Annotated in this window: 11 protein-coding genes; 4 read left to right on the plus strand and 7 right to left on the minus strand. The window is 31.4% G+C overall.

Annotated features, from left to right (window positions below; all coding sequences use genetic code 11):
* Positions 1-145: 145 nt before the first annotated feature.
* Genes AMD28_RS00865 through AMD28_RS00895 form a run of 7 tightly spaced genes read right to left on the minus strand, consistent with a single transcriptional unit; the run spans position 146 to position 12008 of the window.
* Positions 146-1468 carry a 5-methylcytosine restriction system specificity protein McrC gene (locus tag AMD28_RS00865; protein WP_055442277.1) on the minus strand — a complete coding sequence of 441 codons (1323 nt, stop codon included), beginning with the start codon at positions 1466-1468 and terminating at the stop codon, positions 146-148.
* Positions 1469-3064 carry an AAA family ATPase gene (locus AMD28_RS00870; RefSeq protein ID WP_055442278.1) on the minus strand — a complete coding sequence of 532 codons (1596 nt, stop codon included), beginning with the start codon at positions 3062-3064 and terminating at the stop codon, positions 1469-1471.
* An 18-nt stretch (positions 3065-3082) separates the two neighbouring features.
* The gene (locus tag AMD28_RS00875; protein ID WP_055442279.1) at positions 3083-4201 is read right to left on the minus strand and encodes a hypothetical protein; all 1119 of its coding nucleotides are present in this window, start codon (positions 4199-4201) and stop codon (positions 3083-3085) included.
* Positions 4201-6039: a restriction system-associated AAA family ATPase gene (locus tag AMD28_RS00880; RefSeq protein ID WP_055442280.1), complete on the minus strand. Its 1839-nt coding sequence runs from the start codon at positions 6037-6039 to the stop codon at positions 4201-4203. Before AMD28_RS00880 ends, AMD28_RS00875 begins: the two co-directional genes overlap by 1 nt.
* Complete coding sequence (locus AMD28_RS00885; RefSeq protein ID WP_055442281.1) at positions 6020-7582, minus strand: restriction endonuclease subunit S; 1563 nt, start codon at positions 7580-7582, stop codon at positions 6020-6022. Before AMD28_RS00885 ends, AMD28_RS00880 begins: the two co-directional genes overlap by 20 nt.
* On the minus strand, positions 7583-9217 hold the full coding sequence (locus tag AMD28_RS00890) for a class I SAM-dependent DNA methyltransferase (RefSeq protein WP_055442282.1): 1635 nt from the start codon (positions 9215-9217) through the stop codon (positions 7583-7585).
* Position 9218: 1 nt separating this feature from the next.
* Positions 9219-12008, minus strand: coding sequence for a type I restriction endonuclease subunit R (locus tag AMD28_RS00895; protein ID WP_055442283.1), 2790 nt, complete (start codon positions 12006-12008; stop codon positions 9219-9221).
* A gap of 1139 nt (positions 12009-13147) precedes the next feature.
* Between AMD28_RS00895 and AMD28_RS00900 the strand changes: the two genes are divergently transcribed.
* From AMD28_RS00900 to AMD28_RS00915, 4 genes are all read left to right on the plus strand, one after another.
* A complete protein-coding gene (locus AMD28_RS00900) occupies positions 13148-15133 on the plus strand; it encodes a T9SS type A sorting domain-containing protein (protein WP_083478206.1) in 1986 nt (661 codons plus the stop codon).
* Between the two features lie 223 nt (positions 15134-15356).
* On the plus strand, positions 15357-17033 hold the full coding sequence (locus AMD28_RS00905; protein ID WP_055442285.1) for a PQQ-dependent sugar dehydrogenase: 1677 nt from the start codon (positions 15357-15359) through the stop codon (positions 17031-17033).
* A gap of 167 nt (positions 17034-17200) precedes the next feature.
* Complete coding sequence (locus AMD28_RS00910) at positions 17201-22168, plus strand: LamG-like jellyroll fold domain-containing protein (protein ID WP_083478207.1); 4968 nt, start codon at positions 17201-17203, stop codon at positions 22166-22168.
* Positions 22169-22365: 197 nt separating this feature from the next.
* Entirely contained in the window at positions 22366-24945 is a 2580-nt protein-coding gene (locus tag AMD28_RS00915; protein WP_055442287.1) for a M14 family zinc carboxypeptidase, read from the plus strand.
* Positions 24946-25078 lie beyond the last annotated feature (133 nt).

Here is a 25078-nt window from a genome sequence, read left to right on the forward strand (position 1 = left end):
TAATATTAATACTACAATTTATCGCTATCTTCAGTTTTTGAGTAAGTAAAGGATAACTCTATTATATTTATATTGTCTTTTACTTTACTAATCATGTTTAGAATCCCTATTATTTGGAATATTCCCTTTCTTATTGCCTTAAAATTTAACTGCTTTTTGGAATCCTACTTAAAATCTCAGGTAATTTAATTCCGTAACGATAAAAATTCACATAGTGCTTATAAGCGTCTAAATGTAAATTATCTTTTTTTATATTTTTATTTTGGTTTTGATGAGAATAAATAATTAAGCAATCAAGAACCTTATTAGAATCTTCTTCTCCCAGTAATTTATACATTTTTTCCATCCTAGCATATCCACTTACTTGTCTAGCATCTCTCATTTGTATTTCTTGGTCTTCATAATATGGTTTGTATTTTGCATCTACAACAAATTTACATGTATTATCTTCACTTTTTATAATATAATCTGGCTCTTGTCTATTCACTTTTTGGTGATAAACAACTTCACCTTTACCCCTAAACTCTTCTCGCAATTTTTTAAAAACATATAGCTCAAATAACTTTGGCATATCGATCCAAAATGGTGGTGTTTTAATTTTATTTGCTTTAGTATTGGAAATGTTATACCCGTACTTTTTAAGAATTAATTTAGCTAATTTTAAAGCTTGTGTATATTCTTTAAACATGGGGTTTGGTTTACTACTTTTTAACACTCTGATATCAACCTCTTCTTCTATATTTTCAAATACTGGAGAGATATAATTAAAAACTTCATTTAAATTTATTTTGGAATTAGTTTTAATTTTATCTAAAGCTGAACGCGTGAAGAGTAAAGCTTTTTTTAAAATTTTATTTTCTATTGAATTATACCCAAACTCTTCATATTGGCAAACAGTATAAAGCATTTTTTGTTTGCTATGATTTAATTTTAATGTACCATTTACTAGTATTTTCCCCTTTACTTTAGCATTTAAATTTCTCGTAACTTTGTAATACGACTTTTTTAATCCTTTGTTTACAATTTTTTTTAAAATCTGCAAATACTCTAATAATAACAAAGGTGTTAATTGATCCTGGTATTGCTCTATTTCTAACAAAGGCGCATCAAAATCTATTGTATACAATGCTTCTAAATGTTCAAAATTTTTCGGCTCTTCTAGTGCTTCAAAAAGCATAAACAAATAATCTATTTCTATATCTTCGTTGTTTACTTTTGGCTGGACGTAAATCGGAACATTAGTTTCACCTATCCAATCAACACCTATATAATAGCCAGTTTCAAATTGACATTTCCCATCTTCAGATTGACTTAATTTATAGCAAAATGTATCTGTTTTATCACTAAATAATTTCTCTATGGTTCCGTTAACAAATATTTGATTACTAATAGATTCATTTCTATTAGATAATAGATAACGATCTTTAGCTTTAAACTTGTTACCAAAATGTTCTCTAAGAATAATCATTTACAAAGCATTTATTTTCTCAAGAATTTTTTCATCTCCACTATCTTTTAAGATTCCGTCTGTAACATATTCTCTTAAAATAGGTTTTATCTCATATTTTAATCGTAAATTAAAAGTGTCTTTTTCATGAATAAAATAGCTGTGCCCCAACCAAACGTCTTCTACTTTAAACTCATCTGACAAAAAAACTGAAGACTCAAATATTGTTTCATCATTTACAGATGCTACATCATTTTTAATAAAGAATTTGGAAACGGCTATAAACTTATCCTTTGCAAATTCTAATGTTGGATCTTTAACTTCTTTATCTTTATTTAACTCTTCATTTGTTAGTACTTTTGGTAAGACATCTACAAAAGCAAAACGTCTTCTAATAGCATAATCAATATATCCAACACTTCTATCCGCAGTATTCATTGTACCTATTATGAAAAGGTTTTTAGGCAGTTCTATCCTAGAATCATCATCTATGACATATAAACTACTAACCTCTCTACCACGATACTCTAAAGCATATATTAATTCACCTAAAACGGAAGACAAATTAGCTCTATTGATTTCATCAATTACCAGTACATAATTTTGATGTGGATTTTTAATGGCACTCTTAGAGATTTTAATTAAAATCTTATCTTCAGTATTATAAGCTATATTATTATTATCATCAGATTTAGCGATTATTCCTCTAACAAAATCTTCGTAAGTGTATGAAGAATGAAACTGAACAAATTCGATGAAATCCGTTTCATCTTCCTCTTCAAACTCCGACATAACGATCGATTGATTAGATTTAATTTTTTCTTTTAGATTTTTAGCTAGGGCATCCTCATATGATTTGTACCCACCTGTTCTACCAACGACGTTAAATAGTTCCTCATTGTAGGATTTTATAATTTTATCGTATGATGGATTCCATACTTTACTATTTTCACTTTTTACTTTTACAGTCTTATGATCTAAAGCAATTATTTCAAATTCTTTATTACTCTTTCCCGTTAGCTTATCTCCCACTTTAAAAACAGATCTTATAAAAGCTGATGTAATGCGAACATCTTTATTTGGTAGCATAGAATCTTCTACTTCAATAATAGCTTGATTGTTTTTCGTTAATTCCTTTGCAATTTTTTCTGCTAATCTTGTTTTACCAGTCCCCGGAGGACCTTGTAAAATTATTTGTTTTTTATGTTTTAACAACTTAGTTATTTCCATTTTCTCTTTTTTCTGACGTTGAATTTTTACAAATTTTTTAATATCATCATCTCTTAAGGGTTCTATAATTTTCCTGTAAGATAAACCATCAAAATCTAGTGGGAATTTTTCACTAGACAACCAATCAATTTTAAATTTGTGTGTGTCAAGCCTTTTAGTAATAACACCAATTGATTTTACTCTAGTAAATGTAATACTGTGGTTTTCACCTTTTGTAGCACTAGATTTCATAACTAATACATCACCTAGATTTATTTTTTCTAAATAAGATTGATTAACAAGATCTCCATTTTCATATTTTCCATCAAACCAGTTTTTATTATCGATAAACTCTTGCGTTTTATCATCTGTTCCTCCAAAGCTAGATCCAACTGCCCAATAATTCATATTTTGTTTTTAATTAAATTAATCCAATTTTTTAAATAATCCTTTCTCATGACATGTTTCTAAGAACACACTTTTTATAAAACCTGTTCCTGAAATTAGATTCTTCTTTGCATCTTTTAATATTACCTGATAATATTGTTCAGCACCTTCAATATCTGATAAAGCTTCGGCATTCTCATATTCAGAAATTATTGAATTATACCAATCAATTCCCGCACTTGGACTGCACAATAAAGCTTTATAGCGTTCGTCTAAACCAAAAATACGTTTCCAAGATTCTACCTGTTCTTCATTACCTTCAGATTCAATCTCTAAAACTATTTCGTCCGTTTTAAGCTTATCTATTCTAGTCGTATTTAACTCTATTCTAAAACTTATTTCTGGCTTGGTATCAGAATATGGATAGAAAGATAAATTTCTACTTAACTCCCTTTCTATTGGGTTAATATTATTTTCATCATTATTATAGATTGGTTTTTTGGTTAGCTTATATGTAGAGTTGCACTCATGACACATTGGAGCTAAATTTTTAAAGTTGACTGTGTTAAATGGATATATTCCTTTTGGTATAAAGTGATCGTAAGCTTCTCTAGTAGAATAATTATTTCCCTTAATATGATTAATACCACAGAAAGGACAAATCTCTTTACTATTAACTTTCATAAACTCAGTATCAAAATCAGGTAGTAACTTTTCATTTAAAAAACCAAATGCCTTTAAATTAAATGGAGATGTACTTCCGTATACTCTAGAGTAAAAACTTTTTAAAGCTTTGGCTAGATCTGGATAACTAGAGTGTATATCTTGGTAAGTAATTGGTATCAAATCTTTATTACAGCATAATCCTTCAATATCGTTATTTGCTTTGTAGCTTTCCGCTAAATCCATTTTGAATTTATCATCATCAATCTTTGCGAATTCTTCGTGAATTAATGCTATTCTACCATTAAAAAAATTTCCCCATTCAGTTTCTTGTAGTTCTAAAATAATGTAGATGTCATAAAATTCTTTGTTCGGTTCAAGCAAACTAGAATTAAAATCACCTTCTGCCTTTATCCAAATTTCAAAAAACAAAAAATCTAAATAACCTTGCAGTTTATTAATATCGTGTTCTATAGGTATATAATTAAAATGCATTATTTAGAACCTTCAATTTTATTAATAATTTCGTTTACAAGTAAAATACGTTCTACAGATTCACCAAGTTCCTTGTTTATTCTGATTATTAAATCCTCCATTTGCTTTGAGTCTTCTAATAGTTCAAATTCTTTTCTAAAGACTTCAAGACTCTGTTGTGCATACTCTCCAATTGTATTTGGCATTTCGAAAATGCGAATACCAATTTTATTTATTGAAGAACCAAAGGTTTGAAATTCAGGATGTTTAACATCTTCTACTTTACCTGTTTTTGGATTCTTTTTAAATATATGCACGTAATCACTTTTACTATCTGATATTAAAAAGGGCGAATGTGTGGTAATCAACATTTCTCGCATAGTTTCATCACTATCTCCTTCCTCTTTTGAAAAGCAATTTCTAATACTAGAAATAAATTTCGCTTTCCAATCTGGATTAAAATGTGTTTCTGGCTCGTCAAATAAAAAGAGCGTTCTGGTGTCTTTAAATAGCAAGCACAACCCTAAAGTGTGCAAGAACTGATGTTCTCCATCTGACAAAGCTTTGGTGTAAATAGCTTTATTTAAATGCTCTTTTTGAATGTAAAAATCTTTAAATCTTAGTATTCTATCTTCTTCTACTGGAACTTGATGAATATCTTGATTGATAAAGATGTTTTCGGAATTATAAGCACGCTGCTTTTTCTTTTTACTTACTTCATTATTATCCAAAACCAATAATAATTGAAATAATTCAAACAGCTTTAATGGCTCTTTTTCAAAATGAAACTGAAAGGCCTGCTTGGTAGCGTCATTTACGTGATAATCTAAAATTAAATAGCCATTAGAGTCAAACATTTCTTCTTCGTCATCATCTTCTCGATACACATCGTAATTCTGATATTCATAATAAGAAGTAGCACAACATTTCAGTTTTTCAAGATACGAGCGTATAAAAACACTTTTAGTGTCAGTCTTTAAGTCTACATTTTGTAAAAGCTTAACTTTTCTAGATGTTCTTTTATCAACGGTTCCTTTTTGATCTTCATATGGAATTGGAACATCTAAAGCTTTATCTGTTCTAACTATTAATCTAAAAGACTTTACATCTTTTAATTTCACATACTCTTTAAATGGTTTTAAAATAGTGCTTTCAGCTTTTTCAATTATTGATTCTTCATCAACAATAACATCATACATTAGTAAATTAGTTAGTAAGATGGCTTGACTAAAAGTCTCATCTAAATACACTAAAGAGTTTTGTGGTTTAGGATCTACAAATTCCCCATTTAACAAATCGTTTAAATAAGCATCATACTGTAAGAATCTACTTTTAAAAAATGGTAAACTTAAGGTTTCATTATTTCCAGAAGCATAGCCAACTACATATTCTGGTAATATTGTTTTTATTTCTTTTTGAGTTAAATCTGTACTATGTTTAAATTTTTCTTTGTTTAACCACGTTATTTTTGGTCTATCATTTTGTGTTTTTACTATTTTAATCTGTGCCTTTTCTGTAAGGTTTTCATTAGGAAATATTTCTTTATCTAAAAAAGTAAAATACTCTAACTCATAAGCATTTATTCTAGACTTTTTAGGATCAAAACCTTTTGGATTCTCAGTACTTTTATCAAAGTAATCTGGTTTATTGCTTAAATAAATACAATCTAAATGAAAAAATATTTCTGCAAGTGCTTCCAAAATATTAGACTTCCCACTTCCGTTTGTACCTGCTAATACATATGGATTAAATGAAGTTGCATCTTGATAATGAAAGTCTCTTAAGAAATACATCTCAAAACCTTTTTTTAACGAGCGAAAGCCATTTGGCTGATTTATTTTAAGCCTTAAAAGCTTCATCTGTTAGTTTTAGTTTTACTGTGTTATCATTATCATCAAAATACTGAATAAGCTTAGGTTTAGAGCCTTCGAGTAGTTTGAAAACTTCTATTTTCAATTGTTCATGGTCTAACCATACATTTCTGTTCTTATATCTTGAAACATAATCAGTAATAAAATCTTGATATGTTCCTTGGTTATATTTAAAATGCTCAATTAATGCAATTTTAAAATGAAGTGGCGAACTATTGTTTATTTCACCCTTCAAAAGTGAATCTGATGAGTTCTCTTTTGGTTTGGGTTCGTCAATATAATTTTCGTCTAACTTAGATTTTTTATTTTTTTCTTTTAAAAGCGCATCCATTTCTCTTTTAAAATCTTCTGGAGTCTCATTTGGACTGTCTGAAAAATATTTTGTCTCTCTTAATAATACTTCACTTAAATCCAACTCTCCTTTAAAAGCTTTTTGGCTTATACTACCATATAAGTTTTCTAGTTCTCGTAAATGGGTTTGATAGCCTTGTTTAATAGAGTCAACTTTTTTTACAATTTCAACAAACTTTTTTTGTAGTTCAAGAGGTGGAACTATGCATTTAATTTTTTTTACTTCACTTATATTTATTCTTTTTACAGTTGCTCCAATTGTTCTTCGCATTATCATATGTTGTATATAATCAGACCTTATAGAGGCCCATAAATACACAGGTAACACTTTTGAACAATCAACTCTCAACATCATAACTCTTTGTCCAAGACTTATATTTAAATTTTCTGGAATTATAGCAGCGTCACCAACGGTGCCTTCTCTCGCAAAAATAATATCATTGTGTTCTGGTCTTAACCTTTCAATTCTTTTAACATACACATCTTCATTTGTATATTTCATAGAAGACCAATCGATTGTCCCATTCTTAATTTCTGAAGTCCTAATACAAGGATAATCCGTTATTTTGTCGATGTATTTTGGCGTACTATGTGGACAATCTACTATGTTAATACATAAACTATTAATAGTAGATGTTTTGTAATTTAAAGGGTTAGAATTCAAATCACCAAACATCTCCAAAAAAGTAGACTTCAACAACTCATCTAATAACGCAATACTTTCTTTACGTTTTTCTATTAAACTTTCACAATTAGATAAAACTTGTGCTATGCGTTTTTGGTCTGTAACGGATTCAGGGAAATTTAGTTTTTTATTTTTTATAAATTTGAAATGCCTCGAATAACCAGCACTTGGAATATCTAAACTTCTTAAATAATAATACGTAAATAATGGGTTGAGCTTATCTTTATTTACGTGAAGAACTTTTACACCATCTGCACCAATTGCAAAAGGAAAATCTACATATTTTAATATTCTAGTGTGATCACCAAAAATTATAACAGGCTCACCTAAATAGTTAATATCTTCCTTATTATTGGTATATCCAGCTATATATTCTTGACCTTGATCTACTATAGGAAATTCACCATTAGTTAAGAACTTACTTTTGTGAATTTTAGTAAATTTCGAGGTCTTATCAGAAATTACTTTTAAAAAAGATTCATTTATTATTCTCATCTAAAACAATTCCTTTAATTCATTCAATCCTTCAGAAATCTCTTGCTCTAAACCTTTTTCAATGACCTCTCCGTTAGCATTAAACTTTCCTAATAATTTTTCTAAAATTACATCTGGTTTTTCGTATTTTATTTCTTCAAAATTTTCAACTTTATAACGAGAGAAACTTAAATCGTAACCTTCGGCTTTAATCTCTTTTTTAGGCACAAAAAAGTGTTTTATGTTTTTTCGGTCGTTTTCTTGTTTAGGATCTCTTGTTTTGTAGTTGGTAATGATGTCTTGTAAATCTCCATAATCATTATTACCCTCGTTATCTTTTAGTTTAGCACGTTTATCATCTAGAGAACGACCATCGTTTTCCATATCGTAAAACCAAACGTTTTCGGTTTCGCCACCTTTTGTAAAAATTAAAATAGCTGTACTTACACCTGCATACGGTTTAAAAACTCCACTTGGCATGGTAACAACTGCTTTCAGTTCCGATTTTTCAATCATTAATTTTCTAGCCTCTACAAAAGCTTTACCAGAACCAAATAAGACGCCTTGCGGTATAACAATACCAGCAGTTCCTCCCATTTTAAGCATGTTGTAAATACGCTCTATAAATAGTAATTCCGTTTTGGTGGTTTTAAGGCTTAACTCTTCGTGTATATCCCCTTTATCTACACTTCCTGTAAATGGTGGATTTGCTAATACCACATCGTATTCGCTAGTTTCAAAGTAGCTTTTACTTAACGTATCTTTATAATCTATTTGTGGACTTTCTATACCATGCATCATCAGGTTCATTAAACCTAAACGCACCATGGTTTGGTCTATATCATAGCCTTGTAAACTACTACCTAAAATTTCTTTAACATCTTCGGTTAATAATGCGCTACGGCTACTGCGTATAAAACCATCTTCGTCTGGTTGTTGTTTCTCTTTTTCTTTATCTAACTGTGTTACCATATATTGGTAAGCACCTAATAAAAAACCACCTGTACCACAAGCAGGATCTGCAATACGTTGTCCTAATTTTGGGTTTACCAATTCAGCCAATAATTTAATGATATGTCTTGGCGTTCTAAACTGTCCGTTTTTACCTGCAGAAGCAATTTCACTTAATAACATCTCATAAACGTCACCTTGAATGTCTTGAAAATCTTGACCATTTTCGTTGGCATCTTTTTCCATAAGGTCAAAGATTTCATCAATACTTATAACTGCTTCGTATAATAATGTTGGTTTAGGTATAATAAATACAGCATTAGCCATGTGTTTTACGAATGGTGAATCAGCAGTATCTAATGTTTTAATAAATGGAAAAACTTTAGTTTGAACCAGCTCCAGCATTTCTACTGCGGGTATGTGCTTAAATGCGCTCCAACGTAGTTTTTGTTTATCTATTCCATTCTGTTTTTTTTCTTTATCCTCTTTTGTTGCATAAAATATACCATCAAACTTTGGTGTAAAATCTCTCCAATCTTTATTTGCTTCATTTGTCAGTTCATTTTCATCTAATTTTTTCATAAACAGCAAATAGGTAATTTGCTCTATGGCTGTTAGTGGGTTTGAAATTCCACCAGACCAAAATTTACTCCAAAGATCATTTATTTTTGATGCAATTTGTGGATTGCTATTTATTAAGCTCATATTAGGCTACAAATTTTTCTGTTAATGTTAGAATGTCTTTTATTTCGTTTGGCGAAAATACGCCACGTATTCCTTTTGAGTGAATAATTGTAAAAGGCGCTTGTATTAAATCGCGTTTTTCAATAGAACCATGTTCTATAATATAATTTTTTAGCAAGTTTAAAAATTCTATTTGTCTTGTGGTTAAATAGGTGTGTTCTGTAATAAATTGCTGTACTGCTTTAGTAACTTGATCATCAAACCTTTCTAAAACCTCTATACCCAGAATGTGCTTTATAAACTGAATGAATTTTGCTTTTTGATGATTGTATACTTTACGTAATAAAGCTTCCGTTATATGTGGATCTGCATCGTGTAATTCTTCCGCTAAAGCATTGGCTTCCTCTTCTGTAATGGTTTTACCTTCTTTTAGTTTTTGTAAAACGGTATTACGTTCTGTGAGCTCTTTTACTTTAGCTTCTACCATTTCTCTATATTTAGAGATGCTTACTGCTTCGTTTTCTGGACCAAACTCTACCATTTCTTTGGTTTTTAAAACGTCCTCTAAATTTAGTCTCGTTGCTCCCAAAGGTAATGTAGTTGGTTCTCTAAAATGTATTAATGGTGCAATAGTTTCAGCCAAAACATCGAAACCAGTATCTGTAACTGTACTCCAAAAATGATTGGTTACTATTTGATTAATATAGGTTTTATGTTTTGCAACGCTATTAATAGTTAAAGGTAATTCGCCAACAATATTGATAATATTTTCTTTAAGTGTATCAAACTGCTCTGTTTCTTCCGCTAAATGAGCTATTGAAACTTCTAAGACGTCTTTTTCAAAGCGCATGGCTTTAAAGTTGACTTGTGAAACAGTTCTGAATAATGGCTTTATATTATCTCTTAAAAATGCTATATTTTTTGCGCTTAGATTTTTCCAAAATTCTAGAGATTCTAACAAAGCAATATCTGACCTAGAATCTTGAATGACCACGGATTTTTTTGGTAATTCTGAAATCTGTTCTCTAAGCTTATTTATTTCTTTTACAGCAATTTCTCTTTCGTCTAATTCTAAAGCGAGTTCAATTTTATCTAAACGTAATCCAAAGTATCGAACAGGTAATGGTATTTGTGCTTTTAATTCTTTTCCTTTTGGGTTTAATTTGAAATATTCAAAATTATCCCAACTGTCTAATATTAAAAAATTATCTTTTTCTGGACACCACGGTTTTATTTTGGTTGGTTCTAGCAATCTTGTACCACGACCAATCATTTGCCAAAATTTAGTATAAGAATACACAGGCTTTGCGAATACTAGATTGACTAATTCTCTAACATCAATTCCTGTATCTAGCATATCTACACTAATAGCAATTCTAGGCATATTGTTATTCGTAAATTGGTGTAGTAATCCACCTTTACCATAGACTCTAGAATCATCTGACACCATTACTTTAGCTAATTCTCCAGTATATTCAGGATATAGCGCATCAAATATTTCTTCTATACGTCTTGCGTGTGCTTTTGTTGAACAAAAGAAAATAGTTTTACCAGGAAGTACACCATCAGGATCTTTTATAGATTCCTCCATAAACTCCTTAACAATAGTAACGTTTGTGCCTTTATTTATAACGGCTTTTTCAAGTTCTGTACCTTCAAAGTTTATTTCAGCAACTTCTTTACCTTGCAGAATCAATCGTTTTTGGTCTTCTAAACTGATTGTTCTTTTACTAATTCCTTCTTCTTGAAACTTCGTTTGAATTTTCATTACCTGAAAATTGCTCAAATAAGGTGGAATATTATTTACTGCTTCTTCATAAGAATAAGCAAACGTTGGTAAGCCATCTTCACACTCAAATAACTTGAAGGTGTTATGGTCTATTACATCTGTTGGTGTTGCTGTTAATCCTAATGTTATAGTATTGAAATAATCTAGCACTTCCCCATAAGTATTGTAAATAGATCGATGACTTTCATCTACCACTATTAAATCAAAAAAATGAGGCGATAATGTGTTTAATTCATCTCTAACAATGTTTAACATTGTTGGATAGGTTGAAACATAAATACGTCTATCTGTTGCTATATTTTTTTCTCCAACTTTTGGCCAAGTGGGTTCATTAGGTAAATGTTCTTTAAATGCTTCTAATGCTTGATTACGAAGTGCAATTCTATCTACTAAAAACAATACTCGTTCTGCCCAATGTGATCGCATTAAAGCATCAACTAAGGCTATACAAGTTCTTGTCTTACCAGTTCCTGTAGCCATTACTAATAAAAACATTTTGCGTTTTCTTTCAATGCCTTCCATTACGGAACGAATGGCTTGAATTTGATAGTCACGTCCTGCAATATCAGTATTGATTAATTCTGATTCTAATGGCTTTCTATTTTTTCTAATGTATAAATAGCGATCTAAGTCATCTCGTTTAGGGAAGCCAATTACTTTTCTTGGTGGATAATTTCCTATATCCCAAAAGTAAATATCATGTCCATTAGCATAAAAACAAAAGGGTAATTCTCCTCCTGATTCCTTTTGAATATTTAAGCAGTATTGTTTTGCTTGTTCTCTTCCTATTTCAGCATCTGTTGAGGATTTCTTTGCTTCTACAACAGCTAAAGCTTTTCCGTTTTTACCTAAAAGTACGTAATCGCTAAATTGAGTGGTATCGTATTTAGAATTTGGTTCTTTAACAGATTGATCTTTACTTATATTATACTCAATGACTACTTGAGATTGGTCATTAATATTCCAGCCAGCTTCGAGAAGTTGGTTATCGATTAAATCTTTTCTTGTTTGTTTTTCGTTCAAAGAAACTTTATCAAGTTAGCCATTCGTAAAAATAGAAATTCTTACAAAAGGATTACAACATTTACTTTGTTATTATTAATTTTCTAGGGAGATTTTAAATATATAACCTTTTTATAAACTTCGTTTGTAATACATCGAAAAAATTAAAGAATAATCGTACCTCAAACATAAGCCAATTACAAAACAGAACCTTACGGAAAACCGTAAACAAACAGAAAACAATTATTTTAAAAACCGTAAAAAACGGTATAAGCAAAAGAATCACGCGAATTAGACATTAAGAAAACTGTAAAAAACGGTATCTAAACAGATTACCAAAAACTAACCCAAAAGTAAAAACGCTAAAAAACGTTTACCGTTTGTTACCGTTTTTTTGATTCCTGATTACATGAAATAAATACATCTAAAATATTTAAAGAATAATTACACATAAAACAATTAAAAAATAGAACCTTACGATAAACCGTAAACAAACAGAAAACAATTATTTTAAAAACCGTAAAAAACGGTATAAGCAAAAGAATCACGCGAATTAGACATTAAAAAAACGGCAAAAAACGGTATCTAAACAGATTACCCAAAAAAGAACCAAAAAGTAAAAACGGTAAAAAACAATTACCGTTTTTTACCGTTTTTTTTTATTCCTGATTATATGAAATATAAACCTATTTATAGGATTTGTAATATTGCTTAAGAAAGCGTTAAATGAAATCTAACTATATTTTATTCTAAATAGCATATAAAAAGGATAAAAAATCCTGTTATTTTTTTTATTCCAGTTCACCCTCTTTACCGTTTTTTTTATACATTAGCATTACAATATTTAACAACAAAAGTGAACACAAAACTGAACACGTTTTTGAACACGATTTTACATATTAAGCGCTGGGAAGCCCTATAAACAGGATTTTTGAAAATTTTTATTAAAATTCATAACCCAGAGGTCACGAGTTCAAATCTCGTTCTCGCTACTAAAAAAGCTCTTATTAACTTAAGAGCTTTTTTTATACCTAAACATCTCTGTTTTTACACTTTATCGGTTTTAATTGCACTTTATAGATATTTCAATAAAAAATGTCCTATATTAGTGAGCGAGATAAATTATAATAATTTTAGTCCAAATTTTAAAACTCCAAATCATGAAAAGAAAATTACTGTTTTTCAGCATATTCTTGTACACCTTAACATCTATAATAGCACAGACATCTAATGTTATTATCACGGTAGATTGGCCACAATGGTCTACAGAAAACAAAGTCGAATTATATAACGCAAATGGCACATTAGCTACTGGGGATGACACGCTTATAACTCCAATTATTGATAATGGTTATGATGGATCCGGAGCTGTTGCAAATCCATATAATACTTCAGAAACATATTCTGGTCTAACTAATAATGCAAATTCCCCAGAAGGAACTGGCTATTATGTAATAGTATATGACACTTATGGAGATGGTTGGAATGGTAATGGAAGCATGTCTATTACTGTAGATGGTGTATCCGTTTTAAACTTTGATGGTAATTTTAGCACTAGTGGTGCAAATACAGAAATAACAGAAATAATAAATTTTGCTGTTGAAGATCCTGCTCCTCCTATTCCTCTAGCTCCTGGAGTTTCGGAATTTGATGGTAGCGGAAACAATTATATAGAATACATACATGGTAACTTACCAATAATAATTTCGGCTCCTCATGGCGGAACGATAACTTCTGGATCCTTACCAAACAGAACTTGTGGTACAGATGAACCAGATGACAATACCGGAATTTTAATTAGAGCGATACAAGATGAGATCTTTGCTCAAACAGGAGGTTATGCACACGTTATAATAAATAACTTGAATAGAATTAAATTAGACCCAAATAGAGAAGTTGATGAATCGACCTGCTATGGTACGAATACAAATAATACCGATGAAACAGATACTACAGAAGCTTTATACTATTGGAATGCATGGCACAAATTTATTGATGATGCAAGTACGTCTGTAGAAGCTAATTATGAGAAAGGACTTTATATTGATTTACATGGTCAGAGTCATACTACGCCAAGAATTGAAATTGGTTATCGCATTTCAAGAAATAATTTACTGACTAACAATTTAACATCAGCAAATTCAAATTACAATAGCATTGTATCTGGATCTTCAATTAATAATTTGGTTAGTAATAATCTAGGCGGATTAGATCTTGAAGAATTAGTTAGAGGCCCTAATAGTTTAGGTGCTTTATTTCACAATGCACCAGGCACTTATTATGCAAGTCAGAACTACCCAAATTGCAGCAGAAATGGAACCAATGGATATAGAGCTACTCCTAGTAATTTTAATGGAGGATCTGGGGCATGTAACGACACAGCCCCTAATAATAGTGATTACTTTAGTGGTTTCTATTATAATAACGAAAGACATGGCTCTGCAAATATCACAGTAGACGATGGTAGTAATCCTGGAGGAAGCGGTAGTAATATCACATCATCTGGAAATATTGATGGTATTATGACCGAAGTAAATAGACGCGTTAGAGATGTTGGAAGCACCCTTGAACCATTCGCTATTGATTATGCAAATGTAGTATTAAACTATATAGACATTCATTATAATGATTTTACCGTTTTTAATTTTGGAGCTGCCACATATGATATAACCGATACAGATCCATCTCCAACAATTGAAGGAGTTCCTAACGGAATATTCACTAGTACTCCAGGATTAACTATAGATGCTAGTACAGGAGAAATAGATGCATCCAATTCATTGGTTGGTACATATACCGTTACCTATTCTTTTGGACCAACATCTATCCTGTACCCAAATGGGTATTATAGTACAACAAGAAATATTGAAATTACAGACAATACCTTAAGTATAGAAAATACGGAAAGAGAAAAACTAATCTTTGTTTACCCAAATCCGACAAAAGATTATATCTATTTTAAAGCTTCAAAAAACATATCGAATGTAATTATCTTAAATGCTATTGGACAAACAATAGAAGCAAAATCTTTTAATAAAAACACAGGAAGAATAGATCTTTCTAAATATCCAACTGGATTGTATTTTATACAATTTTTAAAGGATAACAAAGTAAAATTATTAACCAAACAAGTACTCAAAAAGTAAACTACTTTATTTAAATAAACATTTCTTTTAAAGAATAAAAATATCTCTAATTTATCATAAAAACAGATGTATTATATAGAAAAACCTGAATATACCAATTCAGGTTTTTTTTATCAAAAAGCATCAAAACATACCTTTTATCGGATTTATATGTGTTTCATAGATGTTTTTTAAAATATTTTAATATATTTGGCTCAAATTCAACCCTTTAAAAAATCTACTAATGAAATTAAAACTACAATTAGTTATTGCTTTTTTATGTTTCCACTTAGGAATTGCACAAAACCCTATTACAAATAGTGCAGATTGGACAGTAAATAATATTACTGCAGACAATGAGTTAGATTATCCAAATACCATTGTTTATGGACCAGATGGATACCTATGGATTACAGAACGTATTGGAAAAAAAATTGTAAAAGTGAGTCCAACTGATGGAATAAACTCAAAAAGTGTCATACTAAACTTAACAAGTATAGTACATCAAAGTGAAGGACAAGACGGATTAATGGGAATAGCAATACACCCAAGCCTATACAGCGATTTAACGATGAGCAATCCAACAAGACATGTTTTTATTGCTTACACCTATGATAATGATCCTGGTAGTGGTTTAGAAAGAAAACTTCGTATTGCACGCTATACTTATAACCCAAGTACAGGAGACTTAGATAGTGGTAGTGCTGTAACTGTTATTGAAGATTTAGATGCTAGTAATGATCATAATTCCGGAAAATTACAGATTGGTCCTGACATGAAATTATATTACACAGCTGGTGATAATGGAGCCAACCAGTTTGGCAATAGATGCAAACCAATTAGAGCACAACTTTTACCAACACAAGCAGATATAAACAATCAAAACTATTATACATACCAAGGTAAACTTTTAAGACTTAATTTAGATGGTAGTATTCCTTCCAACAATCCTACATTTAATGGTGTACAAAGTCATTTATATACTGTTGGTCATAGAAATCCCCAAGGAATCATTTTTGGATCTAACGGAAAGTTGTATTCTTCAGAACATGGACCAAATACAGATGATGAAATAAATATTATTGAATCTGGTAAAAATTATGGATGGCCAGAAATTGCTGGTTACTATGATGATATGGCGTATAGATACTGTAATACTTCCGCAATAGCGGGTTGTAATACTGGTACTTCTTGTAATAATGGATCAGGTGTTCCTGAATCTACTTCTGGAATGCCAGTTAATTTTCAAGAACCAATTGGTACATACAATAGCACAACTGCTATACAACCAAATGGAGACTGGTTAACTTGGCCAACAATAGGCCCTTCTAGTATTAATATATATGAAGCTGGATTAATTCCAGATTGGGGAACATCTCTTTTAATACCTGCATTAAAAAAAGGCACCATTTATAGAGCAAAATTAAATGCTACTGGAGACGCCTTAGTTCCCGTGAATGGCGGATCCCAATATTATGAAGAGTTTCATTCTTCCAATGATAGATATAGAGATGTAGTTTTAGATCCAGACGGAATTACCATGTATGCTATTACAGATAATACAGGCGGTACCTCTGGTCCTTCTGGTAGTTCTCAAGTATCTATTGAGAATCCAGGTGTTATTGTAAAAATTAAATTTACAGGAGAAACCCTTAATACAGAAACGGTTAATCTTCAAAATAGTTTTTCCTTATTCCCTAACCCAACAATAAATCATTTTAAAATAAAGTTTAACGAAACTACTTTTAATTCCGTAAACATTAAAATTATAGATCTTCAAGGAAGAATTGTAAACCAAATAAATACAATTTCAAATAATGACGCTATTCGTACTACCGATTTATCTAATGGTTTATACTTTATTAAAATATTTGATAAGAATCACAATGAAATAGCATCAAAAAAACTAATAAAGAAATAGCTTAATAAAAACGAAACACATTATTACACTCATAAATTTGTTACATGTACGTTTCAAAAACTAAAACACTAACTATCAACACGTTTTAGCGAATACATTTGTATTTAATAGATGTTTGATTTAGATTGTTAATTAAAATTTAGTCCCAAACTAAAACTTAACCGATTATGAAAAATTTCACTTTTTTATCATGGCTTTGCGCACTTATAATTTGTATGTTTTTTTCTGTAAAGACAGTTGCACAGACCACTATTTCAAATGAAAACTTTAACTACGGCTGGGGAATCTGGAATGACGGAGGAACAGATAGCCAAAGGTTAAGTGGTGCTCCTATTAATGGATCTACAGCTATAGAACTAAGAGATAATACAAGTAGTTCTTTAATCACCACAAACAATATTAATTTAACTTCCTATGGATCAGCAACTATATCTTTCGATTATAGAACGGCTAATTTTTGGTGGGGATTAGATTTCTGGGTACAATACTCTAGTGACGGAGGAAGCACGTGGACAAATATAGGAACCTATGCAAATGTTGTAGACTTCCCTCTAAATAATACAAATTATGCCGCATCCATTAATATAGGAACTAATGGGTACACCTTTTCAACAAATTCAAAGTTTAGAATACGTTGTGATGCTGATTCAGACTGGAATAAACTTTATATAGACAATGTGAAAATTGTTGCCAATCCGCCTGCTCCAGAAATTGATGTTAAAGGAAATAATAATTTGATTCCAGACGGAGATACAACACCATTAATAGTAGACAATACAAATTTTGGTAGCGCAAATTCATATATAACCATCACTAGACCTTTTACCATTCATAATACAGGAACCGCGAACTTAAATATTTCTAGTATTTCATTATCTAATACTACAGATTTCACAATTGTTGGTACACCATACGCTACTCCTGTTGGTATTTACGACTCCACAACATTTTCAATTAGATACAATGCTTTAACAGTTGGCGAAAAAACCACTACGGTTACTATTAATAATAATGATGATGACGAATCTACCTACCAATTTCAAATTATTGCTAAATCGGAAGAAAAATTCTTTGATAGTGATGGTGATGGCGTTTATGATAGTATAGATATTGATGACGACAATGATGGTATTAGAGATTCGGAAGAACAAGCAGATTGCCAGAACTCTTCTATTGCAATTACTGCCAACTACAAGTTTTTAAATGAAACTTTTGGAGCTACTAACACTAGAACGACCATAAACACGAACTATAATGCAGAAACTACCTACTGCTATGAAGACGGATCAATAGGTGTAGATTCTGAAGATTGCCCAGATTTAAGTATTAATAGTTTAAATGATGGGGAATATACCGTCTATCATAAAGCAGCAAATGGAGATGGCACCGATCAAACTCCTGTGAATGAGGTTGCAGATTGGGCTGACGACTATTGGTATACCGCAGAAGACCATACTCCAGGAGACACAAATGGTAGAATGGCTATGTTTAACGCTTCTTATGCTCCTGGTATTTTCTATACTGCGTCTATTACGGGTGCTTTACCAAACACACCAGTAACCTATAGTTTTTGGGTATTGAATCTGGATAGATCCGATGCACCTGGCATAGCAACAAGATTAAGACCTAATATTTTAGTAGAGTTTAGAGATGTAAATAATAATGTATTAGCATCTATTACAACAGGAGATATAACTCCTACTACTGCCGGAAATACCGCTGGGGATTGGTACCAATTTACTGCAGATTTAACTTTTCCTGTAAGTGAATTCAATGTATATTTTATTAATAATGAACTTGGAGGACAAGGAAATGACCTTGCGATTGATGATATAACTATTAGTCAAACACTTTGTGATACCGATAGCGATGGTGTTGCAGATATATTTGATTTGGATTCTGATAACGATGGAATTCCAGATGTTGTAGAAGCTGGCTTAGGTAATTATAGTGGTGCAAGTGCTACTTTAACCAATAGCGGAAGCTGGTTAGATGCAAATGGTAATGGCATGCACGATTTGGTGGAAATGAATTTAACTTTAGATTCTGATAATGATGGCACACCAAACTATTTAGATTTAGATTCCGATAATGATGCTATTTTTGATGTCGATGAATCTGGAGCAGGAAATTCAGCAAATACTTCCTTTCAAAATGGAGATGGAGATATTGACGGGGATGGTGTTGGTGACGGACCAGATTCGGATACCGTAAGACCTACCGACTTAGACTCCGATAACACATTAGAATATTATACAGATGGTATTTTAGATATTTACGACTATTACAATGGTGGTACTTTTAATACTGCATACGGAAATACAAACCAAGGTAATGGTAATTTTTACTATGTATTAGATACAGATAATGATGGTACACCAGATTATATAGATACTACTTCCGATGGTGCTACGTATGATATATCGCATACATTATATAGTGACCTAGATGCAAATAATGATGGCGTTATTGACGATACAAATGATGCGGAAGGTGATGGTATAGTAGATTTATTCGATACTAGTGATTCTACTTTTGGCTCTCCAAGAGATATTAACAAGAAACTACTACTCTATTTTGATGGTAGAAATGATTACGTTGAAGATGCTCAAATTTTAAGTGGTGCTACAAATGCATCCATTATGGGTTGGGTAAAAATTGATCCTACTTTTACTGGTAGAAGTATTGTATTTGGTCAATCTAATTTAGAGATTGAAATTCAAGATACGTTTCAACCAATAATATTTGCAAGAGCAAATAGCAATACCATTAATACAGATCCAACTGTAACGCCAATTACTAAAAACCAATGGATTCATTTAGCTGCAACATACGATGGACCTAACGGAACCCTAAAACTATATATAAATGGTGAAGAAGTAAATAACACTACTGAAGTAAGTAGCCCACTTAACACAAACACTTTTGGATTTACAATGGGTAGAGCTGCTAATTTTTATGAAACAAACACTTATTTTAAAGGAGCTTTAGATGAAGTTCGCGTCTTTCAGAAAACACTTTCAGAAAACGAATTACAAAAAATTGTATATCAAGAAATAGAAAAAAATTCAAGTAGCGTTAGAGGAAGAGTTATTCCTAAAGATATTACAGACTTTATTGATGAAAGCACTATTAACCCATTAACATGGAATTCTTTGTTACGCTATTATAGACTAGATCAATTCAAAGGAGATATTACAGACAATTTAACTACTTCTACTATAGATACAGGAAGCGGTGCAAAATTATATAATATTAAAGTAATCGACTACCAAACTGCTCCAATGCCTTTTCTTACAAAACAAAGTGGTGATTTAGCAACTGCAGTAAACACACCAGAAGATGGTGTAAATGGTAACGATGCCATTACTTATGACTGGTCTATTGTAAAAATTAGACATAGTAATGTTACCACAGATGCAGAACAAAAACATTTAGGCCTATTTATTAGCGAATTAGATGCAAGTTCCAACCCTGTTAAATTAAAAGTTTCTGATGACTCTGGCATGAGTATAAACTGGTATTTAAAACTAGATGGAATAATTGATCTTGAAGGAGAATCGCAATTAGTACAAGGTCCAGAAAGCGAACTAGATGTTACCAGTAAAGGCGCTATAGAAAAAGACCAACAAGGAACTAAAGATTATTTCACGTATAATTATTGGTCTTCTCCTGTTGGCGTAAGAAGCACTTCATCTAATAATAATAGTTACACATTAGACAATAATATATTTAAAGACGGTACAAATTCAGCTGTTCCAGCTAACATTCAGTTTGTTTCTGGACATAATGGATCTACTGGTTCCCCTTTGCGTATTTCAAGTTATTGGATTTGGAAATTTAACAATAGAACTGGTGACGACTATGCTTCTTGGCAACATATTGGTAACACAGGAAGCCTACTTCCTGGAGAAGGGTTTACTATGAAAGGTGTTTCTAATACCAATAACAACGTTAGTTTAGAACAAAATTATGTCATTCAAGGAAAACCTAATAATGGAGATATTTCATTACCTATTCATACTGGTAATGATTATCTAGTGGGTAATCCGTATCCTTCAGCAATAGATGCCGAGAAATTTATTTTAGACAACGGACCTACTATTAATGGATCTGGCAACACAACTGGTACGCTTTACTTCTGGGAACATTGGGGAGGCGGATCTCATATCCTTGCAGATTATCAAGGTGGTTATGCTACCTACAATCTTGCTGGTGGAGCTCCTTCAGCTTCTTTAGGAACAAGCGATCCAGATGTAGCAACTGGCGGTAGTCCAACCAAAATACCTGGAAAATACATTCCTGTAGCACAAGGTTTTTTTGTAACCGGTGAAGCTAATGGTAGTATAAAATTCAATAACAGCCAACGCGTGTTTCATAAGGAAGATGCTACTAATTCTATATTTATTCGTACAGATCAAGAAAGCGCCTCTCCCACTGCTGCTGCAGACGATGGTGATAATAGAACAAAGATTCGTCTAGGTTTTAATTCTACAAACACCATACACAGACAATTACTTATTACAGTAGACCAAAGAGCTTCAAAGGATTATGATTGGGGATTTGATGCTAAAAATATAGACACCCAAATGGATGATATGTATTGGATGATTGGTAATGAAAAATACACCATTCAAGGTATAGATCAAATAAACGAAACCACCACAATACCTATTGGTTTACAAACTAGAGACGCTGGTATAAATACAATTACTATAGATGCATTAGTGAACTTCCCCGAAGGCTTACAAGTATATGTATATGATAAAACCCTAGATACCTATCACAACTTAATAAGTAATGATTTTCAAATAGACTTACCTGCAGGTGAATATCTAGAACGCTTTAAAATTACTTTCAGCAATCATCCACTAAGCATGGAGGAAAATGATATAGAAAACTTAGAAATATACTTTGCAAATAGCACAGAAACGATGGTTATCAACAACCCCAAAAACTTGCAAATAGAAAAAGCTACTCTTGTAAATATGCTTGGACAAAAAATTTGTAGTTATGAAGACAGCACTAACAAAAACTACATAGAATATAAAACCAAAAAACTTAGTGTTGGCACCTACATTATTCACTTAAAAACTGAAATTGGTGACATCTCTAAAAAGGTCTTGGTAAAGTAATTATAGATCAAAATTCCCCCATTAAGAGTAATTAAACTTTATAAAACCTGAGCATCTATACTCAGGTTTTTTTTATTTAAATTAAAAAAATAATACCTTTTATCGGGTTTTTTTGCATTTTATAGATGTTTTATTAAAAAATTATATATATTAGCACCCAATTAATTAAACAATCAATTTATCAAACCCAAACTCTGATGAAAAAACTTACTTTAATGTTGGTATTATTACTAACAACAACCATTTCAGTAAACGCACAAATTTCTGAAAAAGAAAAAGCCGAGAAATATATTTCTAAACAAGGTGAATTAACTTTTACATTTGAGGTAAATGACCCTAAAGAAATAGAAATGTATTCTAGAGATTTTTCTATAATTAATTATGATGCACAATCTAAAACACTTATCGCTTGGGCTAATGAAAAACAATTTAGACTTTTTGAAGCTAAAAACATTCCATTTACAATACCAAAGGAAGAAAATGAAGTAGATGAAGCACTAATTTATGATGTTAGACCTTTAGCTTTAAGAAATTCTCAAAGAGCATCTTTAAGTTTCCCTGTAAGTTCATATCCTACTTATGCAGAATATGCAACACAAATGCAAGATTTTGAAGATGATTACCCTTCTTTAGTGCAAAAGTTAAGTATTGGAGCAACTGGCCAAGGAGACAAAGAGTTATTATTTGTGAAAATTTCGGATAACGTTTCTACAGATGAGCAAGAACCTAAAATCATGCTTACATCCTCCATGCATGGAGATGAGATTGCTGGATACCCAATGATGCTTTCTCTTATTGACTATATTTTAACTGTTTACAATAATACAGGACATGCAGATCACGCAAGAATTAAAAACTTAGTAGAGAATGCAGAAATTTGGATTAATCCAAGTGCCAATCCAGACGGAACATACCATAATAGTGCTAGTAATACTTCTGTGGTTAATGCTAGAAGAGGAAATGGAAATAATATAGATTTAAATAGAAACTATCCAGATAATGTAGCAGGAGCGCATGATGATGGAGAAGCATACCAAACGGAAACTTTAGCGTTTATGGCTTTAGCAGACGCAAATCATTTTGTTATATCTGCAAACTTTCATGGCGGGACAGAATTAGTTAACTACCCTTTTGATAATGCATATTCCGCTCAATATATACATGCAGATAATGATTGGTTTGAACATATTGGTGTAGAATATGCTACACATTGTCAAACAGATGCAAACTCTGGTACAACTGCTACACCTGCATATAACAATAAGTCTTCCTATATGACTGATGACGATGACTGGGATGGGAACGCCGGAAACCAAGCATGGCAAAATTATTACTCTCAAAGTCCAGGTGTAACACACGGTGCTGAATGGTATAGAGTGTATGGTGGTAGACAGGATTACATGAATTATTACCAACAATGTAAAGAAATTACAATAGAATTATCTGATGTTAAAATATTAGCAGAGAGCAGTTTAGATGACTACTGGTACTATAACAGAGATGCCTTATTAGATTTTTTAACACAAGGAACCTATGGTTTTAGAGGAGTAGTTGTAGATGCTAACACTAATAATCCAATAGATGCGACAATTACTATTGTTGGCCATGATACATATAATTCTCATACAATTACCGATATTTCTCATGGAGATTTCTACAGACCTATTAAAGCTGGTACTTATGATATTTTAATAGAATCCCCTTGTTACCAATCGGTTACTTTAACGAATCAAACTATTAGTGATGGTCAAACTATTTCGCTAGCGGATGTTTTATTAGTACCAAGTAATACTGTACCAACAGGAATAACAGCATCTACCGTAGGTGCTACAACTGCAACTATAGAATGGACCGATGATGCAGATAGCTACAATTTACAGTATAAAGCAACTAGCGGCTCTACTTGGACCACAGTTACAGGACTTACTACTGCCACGTATGAAATTACAGGATTAACAGTTGGAGAAGAATACGAAGTACAAGTAGCTTCTATTTGTGGTACGAATGCGCCTTCAGCATACGCAGCATCTACCCTATTCACAACACAAATAGCATATTGTGGGAGTAACGGAAATAACGCTAATGACGATGATGAATGGATTGGAAATGTAACACTTGGAGATATTAATAACACAACTGGAGACAATAGTTATTCCGATTATACAGCAATGTCAACAGATTTAGACAAAACCTTAACACATAGTATTTCGGTAACCAAATCTTGGTCAGGAACAAATTATGATGAAAGTATTGCAGTTTGGATAGACTTCAATCAGGATGGCGATTTTGACGATGCCGATGAAAATGTTGTATCACTTGCTGCAAATGATACACAAATAGTATCTGAAGATATTAGTATTCCTGCATCTGCCTTATTAGGAAATACAAGAATGAGAGTCTCTCTAAAGTACGACGGTTTAGCAACTAGTTGTGAATCTTTTCAATATGGAGAGGTTGAAGACTATACGGTAAATATCATTGAAGAAGATGATGGAACACTTAGTAATAGCGATTTTGATTTAGATGAAATCTCGGTATACCCAAATCCGTTCAATAATGATATTAATATAAAACTACCTAATAGTTTAAGTAATAATTTAATTAGCGTAGACTTATATGATTTAAGCGGTAGATTAATTACTAAATTAGAAAATAAGCAGGCCATAAATAATACTATTAACGTATCTAATTTAGATAATTTATCTAATGGTACTTATTTCTTAAAAATTATAAATCACACTTCAAACAATACGGTTATACGAAAAATCATCAAGTAAAAATTATCGATGAAGTACACATAAAAAGGCTGAAATACCAATATTTTAGCCTTTTTGTTGTTTGTAAAAAGCAACAAATTACACTTATGTTATGCATTTCATCGAATAAATTTGCATTTTAAAGATGTTTAAA

The organism is Lacinutrix himadriensis (genome assembly GCF_001418105.1).
GTDB lineage: Bacteria > Bacteroidota > Bacteroidia > Flavobacteriales > Flavobacteriaceae > Oceanihabitans > Oceanihabitans himadriense.

Coding starts and splice junctions, on each gene's coding strand:
- AMD28_RS00885 (WP_055442281.1), bottom strand. CDS start 7,582: ATGAGAATAATAAATGAATCTTTTTTAAAAGTAATTTCTGATAAGACC.
- AMD28_RS00910 (WP_083478207.1), top strand. CDS start 17,201: ATGAAAAATTTCACTTTTTTATCATGGCTTTGCGCACTTATAATTTGT.
- AMD28_RS00905 (WP_055442285.1), top strand. CDS start 15,357: ATGAAATTAAAACTACAATTAGTTATTGCTTTTTTATGTTTCCACTTA.
- AMD28_RS00900 (WP_083478206.1), top strand. CDS start 13,148: ATGAAAAGAAAATTACTGTTTTTCAGCATATTCTTGTACACCTTAACA.
- AMD28_RS00880 (WP_055442280.1), bottom strand. CDS start 6,039: ATGAAGCTTTTAAGGCTTAAAATAAATCAGCCAAATGGCTTTCGCTCG.
- AMD28_RS00890 (WP_055442282.1), bottom strand. CDS start 9,217: ATGAGCTTAATAAATAGCAATCCACAAATTGCATCAAAAATAAATGAT.
- AMD28_RS00875 (WP_055442279.1), bottom strand. CDS start 4,201: ATGCATTTTAATTATATACCTATAGAACACGATATTAATAAACTGCAA.
- AMD28_RS00865 (WP_055442277.1), bottom strand. CDS start 1,468: ATGATTATTCTTAGAGAACATTTTGGTAACAAGTTTAAAGCTAAAGAT.
- AMD28_RS00915 (WP_055442287.1), top strand. CDS start 22,366: ATGAAAAAACTTACTTTAATGTTGGTATTATTACTAACAACAACCATT.
- AMD28_RS00870 (WP_055442278.1), bottom strand. CDS start 3,064: ATGAATTATTGGGCAGTTGGATCTAGCTTTGGAGGAACAGATGATAAA.